This is a genomic window from Psychromicrobium silvestre (assembly GCF_013408295.1).
In the GTDB taxonomy this organism is placed as follows: domain Bacteria; phylum Actinomycetota; class Actinomycetes; order Actinomycetales; family Micrococcaceae; genus Renibacterium; species Renibacterium silvestre.
The window spans coordinates 1,060,960-1,079,311 of the sequence record NZ_JACBYQ010000001.1 but is presented as its reverse complement, the minus strand read 5'-3'; the positions used below and the strand labels follow the sequence as shown (position 1 = coordinate 1,079,311).

The window sequence follows — 18,352 nt, the reverse complement described above, 5'->3', positions numbered from 1 at the left end:
CAGAATGGATGTATGCCTCGTTCCAACCGACCGCGTCGGCCGCGCCCACCCGCAGGAGGCAAGTCTCGTCCGCAGGAGGTTGAGCCGCTTGATCCGGATCGGATTCTGGGTGGCATGGCACGGGTGGAAAGCGCGGGCGATGGCGAGTGGATGGTCCGCTCGGTCAGTCCAGCTCAAGCGCGCAAGGAGTACACCTGCCCCGGCTGCGGAGCCACCGTCGCACCGGGGACCGCGCATCTGGTGATCTGGCGTGAAGATTGGATCTTCGGCGAGGCTGATGCCATTGAGGGTCGGCGGCACTGGCATACCGCCTGCTGGCGGGGACGTAGTTTCCGTCGCTCGCGTTGAGCCGTCCCTCCTCGAACCCCCAACCTCCGACCCCCAACCTCCGACCGAGTTCGCTTGTCGATCGCGAGTTCGCTTGTTTTTACCCGCGAATACGAGAGGCACACGCGAACTCGCGCGGAAACGGGCACGCGGAACCATGCGCGGGGATAGGATGACTAGGTGAATTTTGATCCTGCCAGCTATCACTTCGTCAATAGCGGTGAGGCTGAAGAAATTCGAGCCTCCTCGGTACTTCCCGCGCATCGGGAGAACATCGAATTACGCACCGAGGACGGACTGACCCTGGTGGGGGAGCTTGCGCTCCCGGAGAGCGGAGAGATCAAGGCAACCTTGGTCACCCTGCACCCGCTTCCCACCCACGGTGGCTTCATGGATTCCCACCTTTACCGCAAAGCATCCTTCCGCTTGCCCGCGCTGACAGGAATCGCGGTACTGCGCTTCAACACCCGGGGCACCAGCTCGCCCCGGGGCACCAGCCAGGGGAACTTCGAAGAGGGCATTGGAGAGCGCGCGGATGTGCTCGCGGCCAGCCAATTCGCGGTAGATCGAGGCCTGCCCAACCGTTGGTTGCTGGGCTGGTCCTTCGGTACCGAACTGGCGCTGAAATACGGTGCCCTACCCCCAGCGGCGGCGCAGGTGGAGGGCGCGATTCTGCTCTCTCCGCCGCTCAAGCGCGCCGAAGATCAAGATCTAGATCGCTGGGCGGAAAGCGCTAAGCCGTTGATTGCCCTAGTCCCCGAGTTTGACGATTACCTGCGTCCCGAGGAAGCCCGGCAGCGGTTCGCCCGGGTTCCGCAGGCCGAGGTGAAGGGAATCGAGGGCGGAAAGCATCTCTGGGTGGGGGAGAAGTACGTCCGGCAAGCACTGGACGAGATCAGCAGCACGCTGCTTGGCGCTCCTATCACCTTGCCTAGCCAGTGGCTGGGCCCGATGGCTAGCGCCTGAGGCTCAGCGCCGGTCCTGTCGGACAATAAAGATCTCCCGAATCAGCAGCATAATCGCGGCTGCGGTGGGGATTGCGATCAAAGCTCCCAACACCCCGAGCAGGCTGCCACCGGCGATTACCGCGATCACTACCACGGCGCCCGGTACCGAAACCGCTCGCTGCATAATGCGTGGAGAGACGAAATAGGCTTCAAACTGCAGGTAGATCACGTAGAGGATCAGGTAGATGACTGCGGTCTGCCAGCTGGCGGTCAGCGCCACCAAGGACACCAGTACCAAGGCGATCACGCCACCAACCAGCGGAATAAAGGCAAGTAGGGCCACCAAGAAAGCCAGCAGAATGCTGAACGGCACGCCCAGAATCGACATCACAATAAAGGCGAAGATCGCATTTAGCACCGCTACTGCGGCTTGGCCGATCACGTAATTGCCCACCGAGCGAGTGATTTCCTCGGTGAGGCCCTCGACCCGGGGCCGGCGAGAGCGCGGTGCCAGCTTATAACCCCAGCGTTTCATGGCAGGCAGTGAGGCCAGGAAGTAGAGGCTGAGCACCACCACGATCAGGGTGCCAAACAAGCCATTGGCCACCGTGGTGCCAACATTGACCACACCACCAAAAACTCCACCGACAGCCGAGGAATTTGAGAAGAACTTCTGTACTTCCTCATTGAGGCGGTCACGGATATTGAACTGACTATCCACCTGCTTGAAGAAATCCGAGTTCAGGAAGTCCTGAATCCAGCCCGGCGCGCTGTCGATCAACTGAGTGGTCTGGGTGACGATGGTCGGGATCAGGGTGGCGAAAAAACCACCAACCGCGGCCACCAGCACCGTGAGAGTAATCACAATGCCAGCGGGTCTTGGAATCTTGCGTGCCTGCAGGAAGCGCACCACCGGATCCAAGCCTAGCGAGATGAACAACGCGGTCAACATCCAGGTCAGCAACTGGGTCAGGCTGGTCGCCATGAAGTAGAGACCCAAGGCAATGCCAACGCCGAGCGTGAGCATAAATCCGAAGTAGATGGGGCGCTGGACAACGCTGTACTGGGCTGCACCGGAACTCGCGAGTTCCTCGGGCTCCGGGACGTTCAGAGCGGACTTGGCTTCCGCTGCGATGGGCTTGGCTAGCTTATGTATTAACTTGCCCAGCGGGTTGCTACTTTGCCGCTCTTTGGGTTCCTCGACGCCCGGACTCTCTTCGGAGCTCTCGGGGTGTTCTTCGGTGCTCACGGCCGCCCGCTTTCAGCGTAGTTCGAGTCTGTATATTTCAGCCAAACCTTATCAGCCTGAGTCCGAAAAACGGCCGATGAGCAGCCTTGGATGGTCCTCGAATGGCCCCGAAAAACCCAAAACCGGTACCCTGGAAGGAGTAGAAACAGTGAAGAGACCTCTTGCTCCGGCTCAGCTGGCAAGCTGAGCGGGGTGAAGCGGCCGGAATGAAACCTGAGGATTAACCACGTGCAACGACGAATTCCCTGGCTAGCCCCCCTCATAGTGGTAGCGATTGGTGTGCTAGTTCTGGCCCTCGGCATTGCGCAGCGCACGGTATGGCAGCCACCTTCGGAAGTCACCGCGCAGCTGGACACCACCACATTGAGCCAGAGTGCTCCGCTAACGGTGATTGATTCCAAGGCTTTGACTCAGCGTTCCGGCCCGGTGCAGATCAAGGTTGAAGGTAGCGGCCAGCTCCTGCTTGCCCAAGGGCGGGCCGACGACGTCGCAGACTGGGTTGGCAAGACCCCTCACCTTGAGGTGGAGAGCGCTAAAGACGATTTCAGCGCTTTGAACGCTAACTTCGTCGATGGACAGGAAGCCGGTGCCAATCCAGCCGGATCGGACCTGTGGGTTAACGAACAGAGCGGTAACGGCCAGCTCTCCTACGACTGGCAGTCTCCGGGAGACGGTGACTGGTCCCTCCTGCTAGCCAGCGATGGCAAGGCCGCAGGACCACAGAAGGTATCGATCACAGTCTCCAATGACACCTCGACCCCCTGGGCCGTTCCGACCATGGTGCTCGGCGGCGTACTGATTCTGCTCGGTGCCTTGCTCTGGTTCTTCCTCAATCGCTTCGGAAAGTCCGGAAAAAACGGAAAGTCCGGCAAGCGAGCCGCCGGTGCCGCAGGCGCAGCCGCGATCTTGGCGCTGGCCTTGACCGCACTCGGTCAAGGCCATGCCCCGCAGGCAGTCGCAGACGAGAGTTCCTCACCGTCCTCCAGCAGCACTGCCTCCTCCAGCAGCACTGCGAGTTCTACCTCGTCTTCCAGTTCATCCGCTTCGAGTATCGAGAGCAGCACCGCTACAGCTCCGGAATCAGCTAGCACCTTCCCGGTGCTGAACGATGAACAATTTTCCCGGGTGCTGGGCGTCGTGGTGAAGACCGTGGCGAGCGGTGACGCGGCTAAGAATGCCAAACTGCTCACTCCGCGCGTGGACGGGACAGCGCTTAAGGAGCGGACCGCAAACTATAAGATCAGGGCTGCAGCTCCGGACTATCAGGCCTTCGAAGCCGTTGCCGAATCGGCGTTAAAGGGGAAAATCATTTCCTCCGGTCGGGATTGGCCGCGCACCGTGATCGCGATAACCCAGGGCTCAGCGAATAAGGTTCCTCAGTTCCTCACCCTGGTTCAGCAGAGCCCGCGGGATAATTACAAGCTCACCGCGACCGCTCGGATGCTGCCGGGCCAGAGCCTGCGCCCGGCAGAAGGCCCCAGCGCGCCACTGGGACTGGACTCGAAGGACAACCAAGGCGACTCCGCCAACGGGGCAATGAGCGCCTTCGCGGACCTGATCAGCAGCCCCACCGGGAAGTCAAAGAGCAAGTTCGCTAGCTCCACCTTCACCACCGCCAATCAGCAATTCCAAAGCGAGTTGGCCAGCAGCAATAAGGACGCTGCCACCTTCACCTTCAAATCCTCGGTGCTACCGGATTCTGTGGTTGCTTTCCGTACCGCGGACGGTGGCACGGTGGTGTTTGGGAACACCGAGCTCAAGATCGATGCCACCGCGAAATCCGGGGCAACCCTGAACCTGGTGGATAACGGCACCAAGGCGCTCGCGGGGGGTGACTCCACTCAGAAGGGCTACAGCCTCTCGATCACTGATCAGGTGGTGCTCTATATTCCCGCGGGCAGTACAGCCCAGCCGATGACGGTGCTGGCAGCCGAGCGTGGGCTGGTAGCTGCCTCCCTCAAGTAGTTCCTCGGCTGCTAGCTCGATAAGCTAAAGACATGACCGAACCTGCTTCGCCCTCTGCCCGTCCCGCTGCCGGGGATCAACTTAGCGGCAATCTGCGTGGTGCGATAGATCTTTCCGCCCTGCAGCGATCCTCCCCGGCCGGTGACGGCGCACCGGGCGCCGCCGGTGGGCAGCAAAGCTTCGCGGTGGATGCCACCGAGGCCACCTTCCCGGAGCTGGTGCAGCTTTCCTCTGAGGTCCCGGTGGTGGTCTCGATGTTCGCTAGCTGGTCGCCGCAGTCTCAGTCGGTGACAGGGACCCTTGAGCGATTGGTAGCGGCCTACGTTGGCCGGCTGCTGTTGGCGCGTGCCAATATCGAGACCTTCCCCCAACTGGCCCAAGCTTTCGGCGCGCAGGGGGTACCCGCCGTCGTCGCCCTGGTGAAGGGGCAGCCGGTGCCACTTTTCAACGGGGAGCTCTCCGAAGCGGATACTCGCAACTACCTAGAGGAATTGCTCAAGGTAGCGGCCGCTAATGGTGTGAACGGCACTCTGGGCGACGCCGAAGCGCAGCCCCAGGAAGCTCCACTGCCACCCCTGCATCAAGAAGCACTGGAGGCGATTGACCGCGGCGATTTGGCTGCCGCGGCTACCGCCTACCGGCAGGCGCTCGCCGAGCGACCGGCCGATGCCGAAGCCAAGGCCGGACTGGCTCAGGTGCAGCTAATGCAGCGGACCGACGGCTTAGATGCGACGGCCGTAGAGGCGGCACGTAGCGCCGCGGCCGAGCAGCCCGACGACGTCGAGGCCCAGCTTTTGGTGGCAGACCTGGACTTGCTGGGAGGTCATGTTGAGGACGGCCTGAACCGAGTTGTCGGCTTCATCGCCGGGCACTTTGGCCCGGAGCGTGAGGTGGCGAGGCTTCGACTATTGGAGCTATTCGAGATAGTCGGGATCAGTGATCCTCGGGTGGCCAAGGCTCGACAGGCACTGGCCCGAGCCTTGTTCTAAGCGCGGACGGTGGAATGGCGTCGGTGGGAATGATCAGAGCGGTCGCTCGGTTGCGCTAATCGTGAGTAGACTCTTCGACCCCCTTGCCCTGCGTGGACTGGAACTGAGCCATCGTGGCTGGGTTTCAGCCATGTGCCAGTACTCCACCGATACCGATGCTGAACCCGCTCCCGGTGTGCCCAATGATTGGCATCTAATGCACTTGGGCCAATTCGCGGCCGGTGGTGCGGCACTCATTATCACCGAGGCCACCGCGGTCGTGCCGGAGGGGAGAATTTCACCCCGCGATACCGGCTTATACAACGATGAGCAGGCCGAGGCCTGGCGGCGGATCATTGACTTCGTGCACCGCTATGGCGCCGTCGATACCAAAATCGGAGTTCAGCTGGCGCATGCTGGCCGGAAAGCGAGCACTTGGTGGCCCTTTGTTGGCCAGCACGGTTCGGTGCCGCTGGCGGAAGGTGGCTGGCCAACGCTTGGCCCCACCGATGAGGCTTTCCCCGGCTATGCGGCTCCACGGGCAATGACTGAGCAGGACATTCAGGCGGTGATCGATGCCTTCGCTCAGGCGGCTCGCCGTGCCGTCGAGGTGGGGTTCGACACCATCGAGCTGCATGCGGCTCACGGCTACCTGCTCCACCAGTTCCTCAGCCCCGTGGTGAATACTCGCTCCGATGCCTGGGGCGGCGAGGAGAACAAGCGATTCCGACTGGTCCTTGAGGTGATTGACGCCGTGCGGCGGGAGATTCCCGATTCCATGCCGCTGCTGCTACGCGTTTCGGCTAGCGACTGGACCGAACCCGATGCGCCGATACCCGGACTGCAACCTGAGGCTCTGGCCCGGCTCGGCGTGCTGGCCAAGGACAGGGGAGTGGACCTGATCGACGTTTCCAGTGGTGGGGCGATCGGTGGAGTGAAGATTCCGCTCGGCCCCGGATACCAGACCGGCTTCGCCGAGCAGATCAAAGCGCAGGCGGATATCCCGGTGGCCAGCGTGGGTTTGATCACCGCGGCCCAGCAGGCCGATCATGTGATTGGCACGGCTCAGGCGGACGCAATTTTCATTGCGCGGGCTGCCCTGCGCAACCCGCATTGGTGGCAGCAGGCCGCACATGAACTAGGCGTACCCCTGCCTTGGGCACCGCAATACGAGCGGGCTGCGACTTCCGGCAAGTACTGAGCCAAAGTACTGAGCCAAATCTGACAAAGTTCGTCCGCAAGGATGATTCATCCAAGCGCTGGATATTATAGCGTTGCTGAATGAGTGAAAACCTTCAGACCGCCCCGGCGGCCTTGAGTATCCGTGGTTTGTTCAAGCGCTTCGGCGACAAAGTGGCCGTCAATCAAGTGAGTCTGGAAGTTCCCTCGGGATCTTTCTATGGTTTGGTGGGGCCTAACGGCGCCGGCAAAACCACCACTCTGTCGATGTCCACCGGGCTGTTGCGACCCGACGGCGGCGAGGTCTGGGTACATGGCGTAAACGTCTGGCAGGACACCTTGCAAGCTAAAAAGCTGCTCGGTGTGCTGCCAGACGGGGTACGGCTTTTCGACCGTCTTAGCGGCGAGCAATTGGTCACCTACTCCGGTCTGCTACGTGGCATGGACCGGGAAACTGTGACCAGCCGGGTCAAAGACTTATTAGACGCGCTCGATCTGAGCAAGGACGCTGGAACCTTGGTGGTGGACTATTCGGCCGGGATGACCAAGAAAATAGCGCTGGCCTCGGCGCTGATTCATGCCCCGCGAGTTTTGGTGCTGGACGAGCCCTTCGAGTCCGTGGATCCGATCTCGGCCGCTAATATTCGTGACATTCTGAGCGATTACGTCCGTTCCGGGGGCACGGTGATTGTCTCCAGCCATGTGATGGACTTGGTGCAGCGGATGTGCGACCACGTCGCCGTAATCGCCGGGGGCAATGTGCTGGCCGCAGGCACGGTTGATCAGGTCAGGGCTGGGATGAGCCTGGAGGATCGGTTCGTCGACCTGGTTGGTGGACGCAACCACGGAGAGGGACTGTCATGGTTGCGCACCTAATCGGACTCAAACTCGCCATTCTCCGAAACTCGGTGCGCCGAAGCACGGCGCAACTCATTGGAATGATCTTCGGCGCACTCTACGGGCTAGCTATTCTGGCCTTAATGATCGTTGGCTTAATCGGACTGGCCTTTGTGCCCCTGGAGATTTCCCGCACCGTGATCGTGCTGGCCGGAGCCGCGCTGATCCTGGCTTGGTTGATTGTGCCGCTTTTCACCTCGGGCTTGGATATGACCCTTGACCCCGAGCGCTTTGTTACCTTTGCGGTGCCGATGCGGCAGTTACTCACCGGTCTGGCCTGCGCTGCAGTGCTCGGTATCCCGGGAATCGTCACCCTCTTGGCCTCACTGGGCACCGTGGCGACCTGGCTGCGTAACCCCTTGGCCGCCGTCGTCGCGCTGTTCTGCGCCGTGCTGGGAGTGGCCACCTGCGTGCTCGGCTCGCGGGCCCTGACCTCGCTGAGCAGCAATCTGGCGGCCTCCCGCAAATTCCGAGATCTGAGCTTCCTGGTCTTACTGATTCCGCTAATGTTCCTGGGCCCGATGATCGCCGGCATCAGTCAAGGAATTCGCAATTTCGGCCAATTCCTGCCAGGTTTCGCGGAAACCATCTCCTTTACCCCGCTCGGCGCCGTTTGGTCCGTTCCGGCGGATATCGTCGCCGGTCAGTGGTGGCAAGCAGGGGTCAAATTTCTGATCGCCCTGGCCACCGCAGGCCTGCTCGCCTGGCTCTGGAGAGTGAGCCTGGCCCGAGCCTTGGTAACCCCGGTGCATACCACGGGACCACGCCGGGCAGCCGGAAAATTGGGATTCTTCCGCCGCTTCCCCGCGACGCCCTGGGGTGCCGTGGCGGCGAGGAGCCTGAGCTACTTCTTCCGGGACCCGCGCTACGCTGCGGGGTTCATTATTGCGCCGATCCTGCCGCTGGTTTTTGCCATTCCAGCCGGTCTACGCGGTGGGAATCTGGGCATCCTGGCCTTTGCCGGAGCCATCTCGGCCTTCCTGCTGATTTGGTCGCTCGCTTCCGACACCTCCTACGACAACACGGCCTTTGCCTTGCATGTGAGCACCGGGGTCTCCGGGCTGGCAGATCGCTGGGGCCGTGCCTTTGCCTATTTGGCGATCACTCTGACCCTGGGCTTGCTCTACGCCGTGCTGGCCGCGGCCCTCACCGGCAGTTGGGCAATGCTGCCGGGACAGCTGGGATTGGTTCTGGGGATCGCCTTTAGCGGGGTGGGACTGGGCTCGGTAACCTCGGCTTTCTTCATCTTCAACGTGCCCGCCCCGGGTGATAGCCCCTTCAAATCACGGCCGGGAAACAACTTCATCTTTGCGCTGATCCAGATGGGCGGCTTGGTGGGGCTGATGGTATTAGTACTGCCGGAACTGATCCTGACGACTATCGCGGTGACCACGGGCCAGGCTCTGCTGGGCTGGATCTCACTGCTGGTCGGTGTGCTGCTGGGTGGACTACTGATGGTGCTGGGGTTGCGGATGGGCGGCCGCGTCTACGAGCGTCGAGCCCCGGAACTGCTGGCCCTGCTGATGGCGCAAAAATAAACATCCGGCGAACTGACTGGAGTATTCCGCTTGTAGTGCGGAGAATGAGAACTGGTCTAAGGCGTGAATCGGATTCCCAGGAAGGCAGTGCTGCGTGGAAGTTGTTATCCTCTCGGGCAAGGAAGAGGCCGGTGCGCTCGCCGCTGACGCCATCGAGGCGCTGTTCCGGGCCAAGCCGGACGGCGTTCTCGGCCTAGCCACCGGCTCCTCGCCGCTGCCTATTTACGATGAGTTGGCTCGTCGCCACCAAGAACAAGGGCTTAGCTTTACCCGGGCTCAAGGTTTCGCGCTCGATGAGTACGTGGGCTTAGTTTCCGGGCATCCTCAGTCCTATCGGGAGGTGTTGCGCCGGGAATTCACCGAGCGCGTCGATATCGATCCGGATCGAGTGCACGCCCCGGACGGTACCGCGACAGATATTGGGCAAGCCTGTGCGGCCTACGAGGCCGCCATTAAGGCAGCCGGTGGCGTTGACGTGCAGATTTTGGGGATCGGCACCGATGGCCATATCGGTTTTAACGAGCCGGTCTCCTCGCTGGCTTCGAGGACTCGGATTAAGACCTTGACCGAGCAGACTCGGCAGGATAATGCCCGCTTCTTCGATGCTGCTGAGGAAGTGCCCCATCATGTGGTGACCCAGGGCTTAGGAACCATTATGGAAGCCCGACATATTCTGCTGATTGCCACCGGCGCGCAGAAGGCCGGGGCGGTTCAGGCCCTGGTCGAAGGGCCGGTGAGCGCGCTCTGTCCAGCTTCGGTTCTGCAACTCCACCCGCATGTCACGGTGTTAATTGATTCGGCCTCGGCCGGGCAATTAAAACTCACCGAATACTACCGACACACCTGGGCAAATAAGCCGCATTGGCAAGGGCTCTGAGCCCACAGACTGGGCGGTCAAGGTGCTTTGGGAGCACGCTGAAGGTGGACGACGGCGAGAAACTGTCGGTGCGGAGAGGCTAGAATGGTGTCCATGAGTTTGCCTCCTGATCCCTTCGAAAACGATCCCGGCATCGGCTCACCGGGCCCTGGCGGCTCGACCGCGACGATTGAGCGCACCGAGTTGCGCGAGGAACTGGAACCGGGAGATAGCGAGCGGTTCGCCCACTATGTCCGCAAGGAGAAGATTCTGGAATCCGCGCTCAGCGGGGAACCTGTAATTGCCCTTTGCGGCAAGGTTTGGGTGCCGGGGCGGGATCCGAATAAGTTTCCGGTCTGCCCGGATTGCAAGGCCATTTACGAGGGTTTGCGGCCGGGGAAGTCCGATAAGGACAAAGACAAGAAGTAAGCTCCCTCCGCCATCACTGGATGGCTGCCAGTTTGAAAGCAACAAGTGACTGAAACTCTCTTTGGCTCCGAGCCTGCTGGTTCGGGCTCAAATTCTCCGCACCCTGTGCTGCCTCCGGCGTACCCGGATCGGGCAGCCTGGGGCACCGCTCAGAAACTGCGCGCCTGGCAATCCGAAGCTCTAGAGAAATACTTCACCGAGGCACCGCAGGACTTTCTGGCGGTGGCTACACCGGGTGCCGGAAAGACCACCTTTGCGCTGACTGCCGCCCGGACCTTGATCGATGGTGGACAGATCAACCGGATCACCATCGTGACCCCCACCGACCACCTGAAGCGGCAGTGGGCGGATGCTGCTGCGCGAGTCGGTGTGGCCATCGATCCCAATTTCAAGAACGCCGATGGCAGGCACGGTAAGGACTTCATTGGCGTCGCGGTCACCTATGCCCAAGTAGCCTCCAAACCGGCGCTGCACCGGGCCAAAACCGAGGCAGGCAAGACCCTGGTGATTCTGGACGAGGTGCATCACGCGGGCGATGCACTCTCCTGGGGCGACGGCATCCGGGAAGCCTTCGAGCCGGCGCACCGTCGGCTCGCGCTGACCGGTACCCCCTTCCGTTCGGACACCTCACCCATTCCCTTCGTGGAATACGTCGAGGACCGGGATGGAATCCGCCGCTCGCGCTCCGACTACAGCTATGGCTACGGCGAAGCGCTCAAGGACCACGTGGTGCGTCCGGTGATCTTCATGGCTTATTCGGGGCAGATGCGCTGGCGGACCAGCGCCGGAGAAGAGATGGCGGCCACCCTGGGCGCCGCGGTGACCAAGGACATTACCGCTCAGGCCTGGCGAACCGCCCTCAACCCGGGTGGCGAATGGATTCCGGCGGTGCTATCGGCGGCGGATCAGCGGCTTTCGGAGGTACGCCGCACGGTGCCCGATGCGGGAGCCCTGGTGATTGCCACCGACCATGAAGACGCTCGGGCCTATGCCGGGCAGCTAAAGAAACTTACCGGCGAATCGCCCACCGTGATTCTCTCCGACGATACTCGTGCCTCACACAAAATTGAGGAGTTCTCCGCCGGTTCGCAGCGCTGGATGGTTGCCGTTCGGATGGTTTCCGAAGGCGTGGACGTGCCTCGTCTCGCGGTGGGTGTGTATGCCACTTCCACCTCGACCCCGCTGTTCTTCGCCCAAGCGGTGGGACGTTTCGTGCGGGCTCGTAAGCGTGGGGAGACCGCCTCGATTTTCCTGCCCTCGGTGCCTCAGCTCATGGGTCTTGCCAATGAGCTGGAACTGGAACGCGATCATGCCCTGGACCGACCGGAAGCGGAGTCCGATGGTTTCCTAAGCGAAGATGCCGAGATGGAAGCGGCCAACCGTGAGGAGAAGGCTTCCGACGGGCAGCAGAAGACCGCTTTCGAGGCGTTGGAATCACAAGCCTCCTTCGACCGAGTGCTTTTCGACGGCGGCGAATTCGGCCACGCAGGAGAGATCGGCAGCGAAGAGGAACAGGACTTCCTGGGCATCCCTGGCTTACTGGACGCGGACCAGGTAGCCACCCTGCTACGCCAGCGTCAAGCCGAGCAGCTCAGCCGCCGTCGGCAGCGTGCCCCGGAGGCATCCGCCCCCACGGTGCCGGACCATCGCCAATTGCTTGACCTGCGCGGCGAGCTAGCCAAAAGCGTCTCGGCCTGGTCGGCGCGCACCGGCACCCCGCATGGCGTGGTGCACGCCGAGCTACGTCGCCTGGGCGGCGGCCCAGCGGTGGCGCAGGCCAATGAGGCACAGCTAAAGGAACGACTGAAGCGCCTACAGGGCTGGTTCATCGGCCGTAAATAGCCCCCAATCCCGCAACTCAGGAATCCCGCACTACAGGAATCTCACAGCTCAGGAATCTCACAGCGCAGCCGAGCTGCTCCGGGACCGGAGATCTCGCTCCGCAGCCTCGATGAATTCGAGAAGACCTAGCTCTCGCTGCTCGCCCAGCCGAGGCACCGAAAGGCTAAGGGTCCCGGCCTGTGCCTCCCGTTCACCCACGACGGCGATCCACGGCACCCGCTGTTGCCGTGCCTTCCGCACCCGGCTGCCCAGGCTCCCTTGGGACTCCAGCTGCACCCGGAGTCCCCGGGCTCGCAATTCATCGACCAAGGACTCGGCAGCTGCCTCTTGCCCTTCACCAATGGGCAGCACCGATAGTTGTAGCGGGGCCAGCCAGGGTGGCAATTGACCTTGATACTTTTCAATCAGCAAGGCCACCATCCGTTCCATCGCCCCGAAGAGCCCGCGGTGGATCATCAGCGGTCGGTGTGCTGCGCCGTCGTCGGCAATGTACTCCAGCCCAAAGCGTTCCGGCTGGTTGAAGTCGAATTGCACGGTGGAGATGGTCTCCTCCCTGCCCGCCGCATCGAAGAGCTGCACATCGATTTTCGGTCCATAGAAGGCCGCCTCGCCGGACACCTTTCGATAAGGCAGACCGAGCTCCTGGAGTGCCGCCTCAAGGACATCCTCGGCATCCGCCCATTGCTGATCGGAACCGATGAAACCGGCCCCGGAACCGCGGGCGGAGAGCCGGTAATAATCGACCTCCAGGCCGAGCACCGCGTAGCCGCGCTGGATGGCTCGCAGCGCACGGAGCACCTCGCCATGGGCCTGATCCGGGGTGGCGAAAACGTGGCAGTCATCCAGATTGATCTGCCGAACTCGGCTCAGCCCGGAGAGCACCCCGGAGAGTTCACTCCGGAACATTGAGCCCAGCTCCGCATAGCGTAGCGGAAGTTCCCGCCAAGAATGCGGCCTAGAGGCATAGATCATCGCGTGATGCGGGCAATTGGCCGGGCGCAGCACCAGCTCTTCGGTTCCGATCCGCATTGCCGGAAACATGTCCTCGGAGAATTTCTGCCAGTGTCCGCTGCGTTCGTAGAGTTCGCGTTTGGCTAGTACGGGGGAGTACACCCGCTGGCAGCCGCTGCGCAGCGACTCCTCAAAAGCCAGCTTTTCCAACTCGGCGCGGATTACCGCTCCATCCGGGAGCCACAGGGGCAACCCGGGGCCAACCAGGGGGTGGGAGGCAAATAGATCGAGTTCGCGGCCAAGTTCTCTGTGGTCAACTTTTACGGATTGGTCGATATTCATTGGTTTCCTTCGTTTGTATTCCTCGAAAGGGAACACCCGAAACCGAAATGAAAAAGGCCCCGGGATTCACTCCCAGGGCCTGTGGTTTAGCTAATGCTCACACCGAATGACGCCGGGGATAACCCAGCGTGGTCGTGTTGAACAAAAACTTCATGCCGATATCGTACAACATCAGCTTTCAATCACGACTCCCGCTTCGCTCAATTCATCCAGTGCGGCCTGGCTTCCGGTCGCATCGATGCCAGCGCAGAACCCGCTCAACAGGGTCACTTCATAGCCCGCGGCTACCGCGTCCAAGGCGGTGGCTCGGACGCAGTAATCGGTGGCTAGCCCCACGATGCTGAGTGAATCAACGTCGTTCTCGCGCAGCCATTCATCGAGGCTCGGGCCCGTCTGAGGTTCCTCGGCGTCGGTCTCAGGCTGGCCGGTTGGCACCTCATCTTCTGGTGCCAACACTCCCTCGAAGCCGGAATATGCTGCCTCAAACATGCCCTTATGGAAATAAGCGTCAATGTACTCGGTATCCAGATTTGGATGCAGCCGGGCACCGTTGCTTCCGGCTACGCAGTGTACCGGCCAGGAATTCACGAAATCTGGCTGCTCCGAGAAATGTGAACCTGGGTCGATATGCCAGTCTTGGGTAGCCACTACAAGATCGAAGGCACCACCTTCGACATTGAAGGCGGAGTCGAGTAACTCAGAGATTCCGGTGGCTATTTCGGCTCCGCCGGGCACCGCGAGCGAACCACCCTCACAGAAATCGTTCTGCACATCCACGATGATCAAGGCATTCGTCATCAGGGCTCCTAGGATTCGTGAGATTCGTATTCGGTGGGTATTACCGGCTCGCCCTTTTGCAGACGTCGCCAGGAGCTGGGCAATTCCGCAATAGATTCCTGATATTGGCTGGCGGCGCGGGATACTCCGGCTGCTCCCGTCCAGCCTTCTTGGAGTACGCCATCGATCATGAACTCGTGCATAAGTGCCCGATCATCCCCGTCATCCTGCGGGCGGTGGCCAATACCGACCACTTCGGCGACCGCCACGCCTTGGGGGGAGCGGCGTCGTAAGGCGTATTTCCGGCCACCCACACTGGTCTTGTTTTTCGCCGCCTTAGCCACCGAGACGAATTGGCCATCGGCTCCGGCCCGGCTGACCAGCTTGTAGACCATCCCGGCGGTGGGGGCACCGGAACCGGTGACCAGGGAGGTGCCCACGCCATAGGAGTCCACCGGCGCGGCTGCCAGCGCGGCGATAGCGTATTCGTCCAGGTCCGAGGTGACCACGATTCGCGTGTTCTCATTGCCCAGCGAGTCCAGCAGCGCCCGAACTTCGTGAGCCTGGGCGATCAGGTCGCCGGAATCGAGCCGCACCGCACCCAATTCGGGACCAGCCAACTCCACGGCGGTGCGTACCGCCGAGACCACATCGTAGGTGTCTACTAACAAGGTGGTGCCGCGCCCCTGAGATTCCAGTTGAGCGCGAAAGGCATCGCGTTCCGAGTCGTGCAGCAAGGTGAAAGAATGTGCCGCGGTGCCAACTGTTTTCACGCCGTAGCGGAGCCCCGCTTCCAAGTTTGAGGTGGCGGTAAAGCCCACGATCACTGCGGCGCGGGCCGCTGCCACGGCGGCTTCCTCATGGGTTCGTCGCGAACCCATCTCAATGCATGGGCGCCCGCTGGCTGCCGAGGTCATCCTGGAGGCAGCCGAGGCGATGGCACTGTCATGGTTGAGCACAGAAAGAATGTAGGTCTCCAGAATGCAGGCCTCGGCGAAGCTCGATTCCACGATCAAAATCGGTGAATTTGGGAAGTAAGCTTCGCCTTCCGCATAACCGTAGATGCTGCCGCTGAAGCGGAAGTTCGCCAGGAAATCTAGAGTCTGCCGGTTGACCACCTGGTTCTGCTCCAAGAATCCCAGTTCAAGCTCGCTAAACCGGAAGTTAGCAATTCCCTCTAGCAGCCGCCCGGTACCGCCAACAATGCCGTATCTGCGGCCATCGGGGAGTCGCCTAGCGAAGGCTTCGAAGACGCTGGGCCGGGAGGCTGCGCCCGAGTGCAGGGCTGCCTGCAACATGGTCAGCTCATAATGATCGGTCAGCAATGATGTGCGGGAGTTGATGGAGATCACAGCAGTACTCTAACCGGCCTCGCCTAGAATAGTCAGATGAGTATCAGTGCTATGCCCGTTCTGGTGGAGGAGACCGCCCCGGATCAGGCAGCTTCACCGGAGCTGCCCTGGTCCGTTGTGGTCTGGGATGATCCGGTGAACACGATGGACTATGTCGAGTATGTTTTCCAGAGCTACTTCAACTACCCACAGTCGCGCGCGCACGCTCTGATGATGCAGGTGCACCGCTCCGGTCAGGCCGTGGTCTCTCATGGTTCCAGGGAGAAAGCCGAGACCGATCTGATGGCCATGCACTCCTTCGGCTTGCAGGCCACCGTGCGCAAGGGCTCGGATGACTAAGACCTTTATTGCGGGCCCGGACGGTTTAGTTGGGGTGATTGGGGAGTCCGAGCGAACCCTGTTGCAAGGCATTATGTCCTCGGTGATTAGCCTGCTCGAACCCGAAACCGATACCCCGGCAGACCCTCTTGAGGCTTTGGTGGGCTGGGACGATGAAGTCAGTGTTCCCACCGATCCGGCTCTGCGTCGGCTACTGCCGGATGGAGTTAAGGACGACGACGGCGAGGCACTGGAACTGCGTCGGCTCACCGAACGCTCGGTGCGGCAGAGCAAGGTGGGGGCGCTCCGCGCGGCCAGCTTAATGCTTGATGCCGATGAATTACGGCTCAGCCTGCCGCAAGCAGAGTTGTTTGCCCGAGCCTTGAATGATGTGCGCTTGGTGCTGGCCGAGCGGCTCGGGCTGAATGATCCCGAAGCCGTCGAAGCGGTGCACGAGGTCTTAGATTCGGAAGACCCCGAGTCTGAGGATCCAGGATCCGAGAATTCCGGCTCCGAGGACCTGCTGGCGGTGATTTACGGGTTCACCTCCGCTCTTCAGCAGGCACTCGTGGTGGCGATGCTGGAGCAACGGCAGGTTCAGGAGGAATCATGAGCTCGGAAGCCAAGCTGCAGGATGATGATGCCCAAGCTCCATTGGGCATCTTCGATTCGGGAGTGGGTGGGCTGACGGTGGCTCGGGCGGTGATTGACCAATTGCCCAATGAGGCCATTCTCTACGTAGGGGACACCGCGAATGCCCCCTACGGGCCGCTACCGATTGCCGAAGTCCGGGCGAACGCTTTGGGTGTGATGGACGAACTGGTGGATTCCGGCGTCAAACTTCTCGTGATCGCCTGTAACTCGGCTACTGCCGCGGTACTTCCCGATGCACGGGAGCGTTACACGGCGAAGTACGGAATTCCGGTGGTCGAGGTCATCCAGCCGGCAGTGCGCCGCGCGGTCGCAGCTACCAGGAATGGCAAAATCGGAGTGATCGGGACGGCAGCGACGATTACCTCGCGGGCTTACCAGGACAATTTCGCCGCCGCTCCACACCTGGAGATCACCTCGGTGGCCTGCCCGGAGTTCGTTCGCTTCGTCGAATCTGGTATCACCGCGGGGCCGGAGCTGCTCAGCACGGCGGAGGAATACTTGGCTCCGCTCAAGGCTGCCGGGGTGGATACCCTGGTGCTTGGCTGCACCCACTATCCCTTGCTGACCGGGATCATCTCCTACGTTATGGGGGATGGGGTCACCCTGGTCTCCAGTGCCGAGGAGACAGCAAAAGACGTCTATAAGGCTCTGCTCAGCCATGATCTGGAGCGCACCGAGACGATGGCTCCGGCGCATCGTTTTGTCTCCACCGGGGATGCGCAGAGCTTCGAGTCGCTGGCCCGGCGCTTCCTGGGGCCTGAGGTGATCGGCGTCGAGCACGCCGCGCACGTTTCCGCGCACTATCCCACCGGCTCGCTGGCTCGGGTCACCCCAGAGATGCTGCACGCCGCACGCCTAGCCGCGGCGGGTGAGCGGTGAAACTGACCATTGTGGGCTGCAGCGGTTCCTTCCCTGGACCACAATCGCCGGCTTCCTGCTATCTGCTCACCGCGCACGATGGCGAGCGGTCCTGGCGGATTCTGCTCGATCTGGGCAGCGGTGCCCTCGGCGCCGCACAGAAGTATCTGGATTTGCATGATATTGACGGCATCTTCCTGAGCCACCTGCACCCGGATCATTGCATGGACCTGTGCGGATTGCACGTTGCGGTGCGCTGGGACCCGGCAGGCTGGGACACCGGCAGGATACCTGTCTGGGGACCTGCGGCCACGGCCGAAAGGCTCGCCACTGCTTATGGCCTGGACCCCGATCCGGGAATGAGTGAGGAATTCGACTTCAAGCTCTGGTCTGATCGAGCTTCGGTTGAACTGGGACCGTTCACCATCACTCCCTATTTGGTGGATCACCTGGACGAGGAAGCCTATGCGCTGCGGGTCGAAGTCACCGAATACGACGGCACCGGGGTGGATCGTCGGGTGGTATTGAGCTATTCGGGGGATACCGATTCCTGCCCGGCGTTGGTCGAGGCTGCCCGGGATGCGCACTTCTTCCTCTGTGAGGCGGCGTTCCAAGAGGGCCGCGATGATGCGATTAAGCATGTGCATCTGACCGGTAAACGGGCGGCGCAAGCCGCCGTCGAGGCGGGGGTACGGAGGCTACTGCTGACCCATCTTCCGGTCTGGACCGATCCGAATGTGGTGGTGGCCGAGGCTAAGGAAGTTTACCCCGGGGACGTAGCGGTTGCCGTCGCCGGAGTGCACTACACCATCTAGCCCCAAGCCCACCAAACCCAACCCATCTGTCCCACTGGATGTGGCAGATGATGCTGCTGAACACGATTTTCGGTCACATTCTTCACTC

Annotated in this window: 18 protein-coding genes; 14 read left to right on the top strand and 4 right to left on the bottom strand. The window is 61.5% G+C overall.

What is annotated here, in order from left to right; genetic code table 11:
- Positions 1-12: 12 nt before the first annotated feature.
- Together FHU41_RS05070 and FHU41_RS05065 are read left to right on the top strand one after the other, a co-directional pair.
- Positions 13-348, top strand: a complete 336-nt coding sequence (locus FHU41_RS05070; protein ID WP_179388511.1) for an ATP/GTP-binding protein — start codon at positions 13-15, stop codon at positions 346-348.
- A gap of 159 nt (positions 349-507) precedes the next feature.
- A complete protein-coding gene (locus tag FHU41_RS05065; RefSeq protein ID WP_179388510.1) occupies positions 508-1,293 on the top strand; it encodes an alpha/beta hydrolase in 786 nt (261 codons plus the stop codon).
- Positions 1,294-1,296: 3 nt separating this feature from the next.
- Here the strand turns inward: FHU41_RS05065 and FHU41_RS05060 are convergent, their stop codons facing one another.
- A complete protein-coding gene (locus FHU41_RS05060; RefSeq protein ID WP_246279533.1) occupies positions 1,297-2,385 on the bottom strand; it encodes an AI-2E family transporter in 1,089 nt (362 codons plus the stop codon).
- Between the two features lie 366 nt (positions 2,386-2,751).
- Here FHU41_RS05060 and FHU41_RS05055 point away from each other — a divergent pair, with 366 nt between their 5' ends.
- From FHU41_RS05055 to FHU41_RS05020, 8 genes are all read left to right on the top strand, one after another.
- Positions 2,752-4,488 (top strand): DUF8094 domain-containing protein, encoded by a 1,737-nt coding sequence (locus tag FHU41_RS05055; protein ID WP_179388509.1) that lies wholly within the window; start codon positions 2,752-2,754, stop codon positions 4,486-4,488.
- 32 nt (positions 4,489-4,520) lie between these two features.
- Positions 4,521-5,477, top strand: a complete 957-nt coding sequence (locus tag FHU41_RS05050; protein WP_179388508.1) for a tetratricopeptide repeat protein — start codon at positions 4,521-4,523, stop codon at positions 5,475-5,477.
- 61 nt (positions 5,478-5,538) lie between these two features.
- Positions 5,539-6,657, top strand: coding sequence for an oxidoreductase (locus FHU41_RS05045; RefSeq protein WP_179388507.1), 1,119 nt, complete (start codon positions 5,539-5,541; stop codon positions 6,655-6,657).
- Between the two features lie 80 nt (positions 6,658-6,737).
- Positions 6,738-7,511 (top strand): ABC transporter ATP-binding protein, encoded by a 774-nt coding sequence (locus FHU41_RS05040; RefSeq protein ID WP_179388506.1) that lies wholly within the window; start codon positions 6,738-6,740, stop codon positions 7,509-7,511.
- Positions 7,496-9,070, top strand: a complete 1,575-nt coding sequence (locus FHU41_RS05035; RefSeq protein ID WP_179388505.1) for a transporter — start codon at positions 7,496-7,498, stop codon at positions 9,068-9,070. Before FHU41_RS05040 ends, FHU41_RS05035 begins: the two co-directional genes overlap by 16 nt.
- Positions 9,071-9,164: 94 nt before the next feature.
- Entirely contained in the window at positions 9,165-9,947 is a 783-nt protein-coding gene (gene nagB / locus FHU41_RS05030) for a glucosamine-6-phosphate deaminase (protein ID WP_179388504.1), read from the top strand.
- Between the two features lie 93 nt (positions 9,948-10,040).
- Positions 10,041-10,355: a DUF3039 domain-containing protein gene (locus FHU41_RS05025; protein WP_425503246.1), complete on the top strand. Its 315-nt coding sequence runs from the start codon at positions 10,041-10,043 to the stop codon at positions 10,353-10,355.
- A 45-nt stretch (positions 10,356-10,400) separates the two neighbouring features.
- On the top strand, positions 10,401-12,197 hold the full coding sequence (locus FHU41_RS05020) for a DEAD/DEAH box helicase (protein WP_179388502.1): 1,797 nt from the start codon (positions 10,401-10,403) through the stop codon (positions 12,195-12,197).
- A 57-nt stretch (positions 12,198-12,254) separates the two neighbouring features.
- Here the strand turns inward: FHU41_RS05020 and thrS are convergent, their stop codons facing one another.
- The 3 genes from thrS to FHU41_RS05005 all read right to left on the bottom strand — a co-directional run bounded on the left by thrS (position 12,255) and on the right by FHU41_RS05005 (position 15,619).
- Positions 12,255-13,490: a threonine--tRNA ligase gene (thrS, locus tag FHU41_RS05015; protein ID WP_179388501.1), complete on the bottom strand. Its 1,236-nt coding sequence runs from the start codon at positions 13,488-13,490 to the stop codon at positions 12,255-12,257.
- A 171-nt stretch (positions 13,491-13,661) separates the two neighbouring features.
- Positions 13,662-14,288, bottom strand: a complete 627-nt coding sequence (locus FHU41_RS05010) for a nicotinamidase (protein WP_179388500.1) — start codon at positions 14,286-14,288, stop codon at positions 13,662-13,664.
- Positions 14,289-14,296: 8 nt separating this feature from the next.
- Positions 14,297-15,619, bottom strand: coding sequence for a nicotinate phosphoribosyltransferase (locus tag FHU41_RS05005; RefSeq protein ID WP_343046246.1), 1,323 nt, complete (start codon positions 15,617-15,619; stop codon positions 14,297-14,299).
- Between the two features lie 36 nt (positions 15,620-15,655).
- Here FHU41_RS05005 and clpS point away from each other — a divergent pair, with 36 nt between their 5' ends.
- Genes clpS through FHU41_RS04985 form a run of 4 tightly spaced genes read left to right on the top strand, consistent with a single transcriptional unit; the run spans position 15,656 to position 18,264 of the window.
- Positions 15,656-15,958 (top strand): ATP-dependent Clp protease adapter ClpS, encoded by a 303-nt coding sequence (gene clpS / locus FHU41_RS05000; protein ID WP_179388499.1) that lies wholly within the window; start codon positions 15,656-15,658, stop codon positions 15,956-15,958.
- Positions 15,951-16,550, top strand: a complete 600-nt coding sequence (locus tag FHU41_RS04995) for a DUF2017 domain-containing protein (protein WP_179388498.1) — start codon at positions 15,951-15,953, stop codon at positions 16,548-16,550. The genes clpS and FHU41_RS04995 overlap by 8 nt, the downstream gene beginning before the upstream one ends.
- Positions 16,547-17,470 (top strand): glutamate racemase, encoded by a 924-nt coding sequence (murI, locus tag FHU41_RS04990; RefSeq protein ID WP_179388497.1) that lies wholly within the window; start codon positions 16,547-16,549, stop codon positions 17,468-17,470. The genes FHU41_RS04995 and murI overlap by 4 nt, the downstream gene beginning before the upstream one ends.
- Positions 17,467-18,264, top strand: coding sequence for an MBL fold metallo-hydrolase (locus FHU41_RS04985; protein WP_179388496.1), 798 nt, complete (start codon positions 17,467-17,469; stop codon positions 18,262-18,264). Before murI ends, FHU41_RS04985 begins: the two co-directional genes overlap by 4 nt.
- Positions 18,265-18,352: the final 88 nt, after the last annotated feature.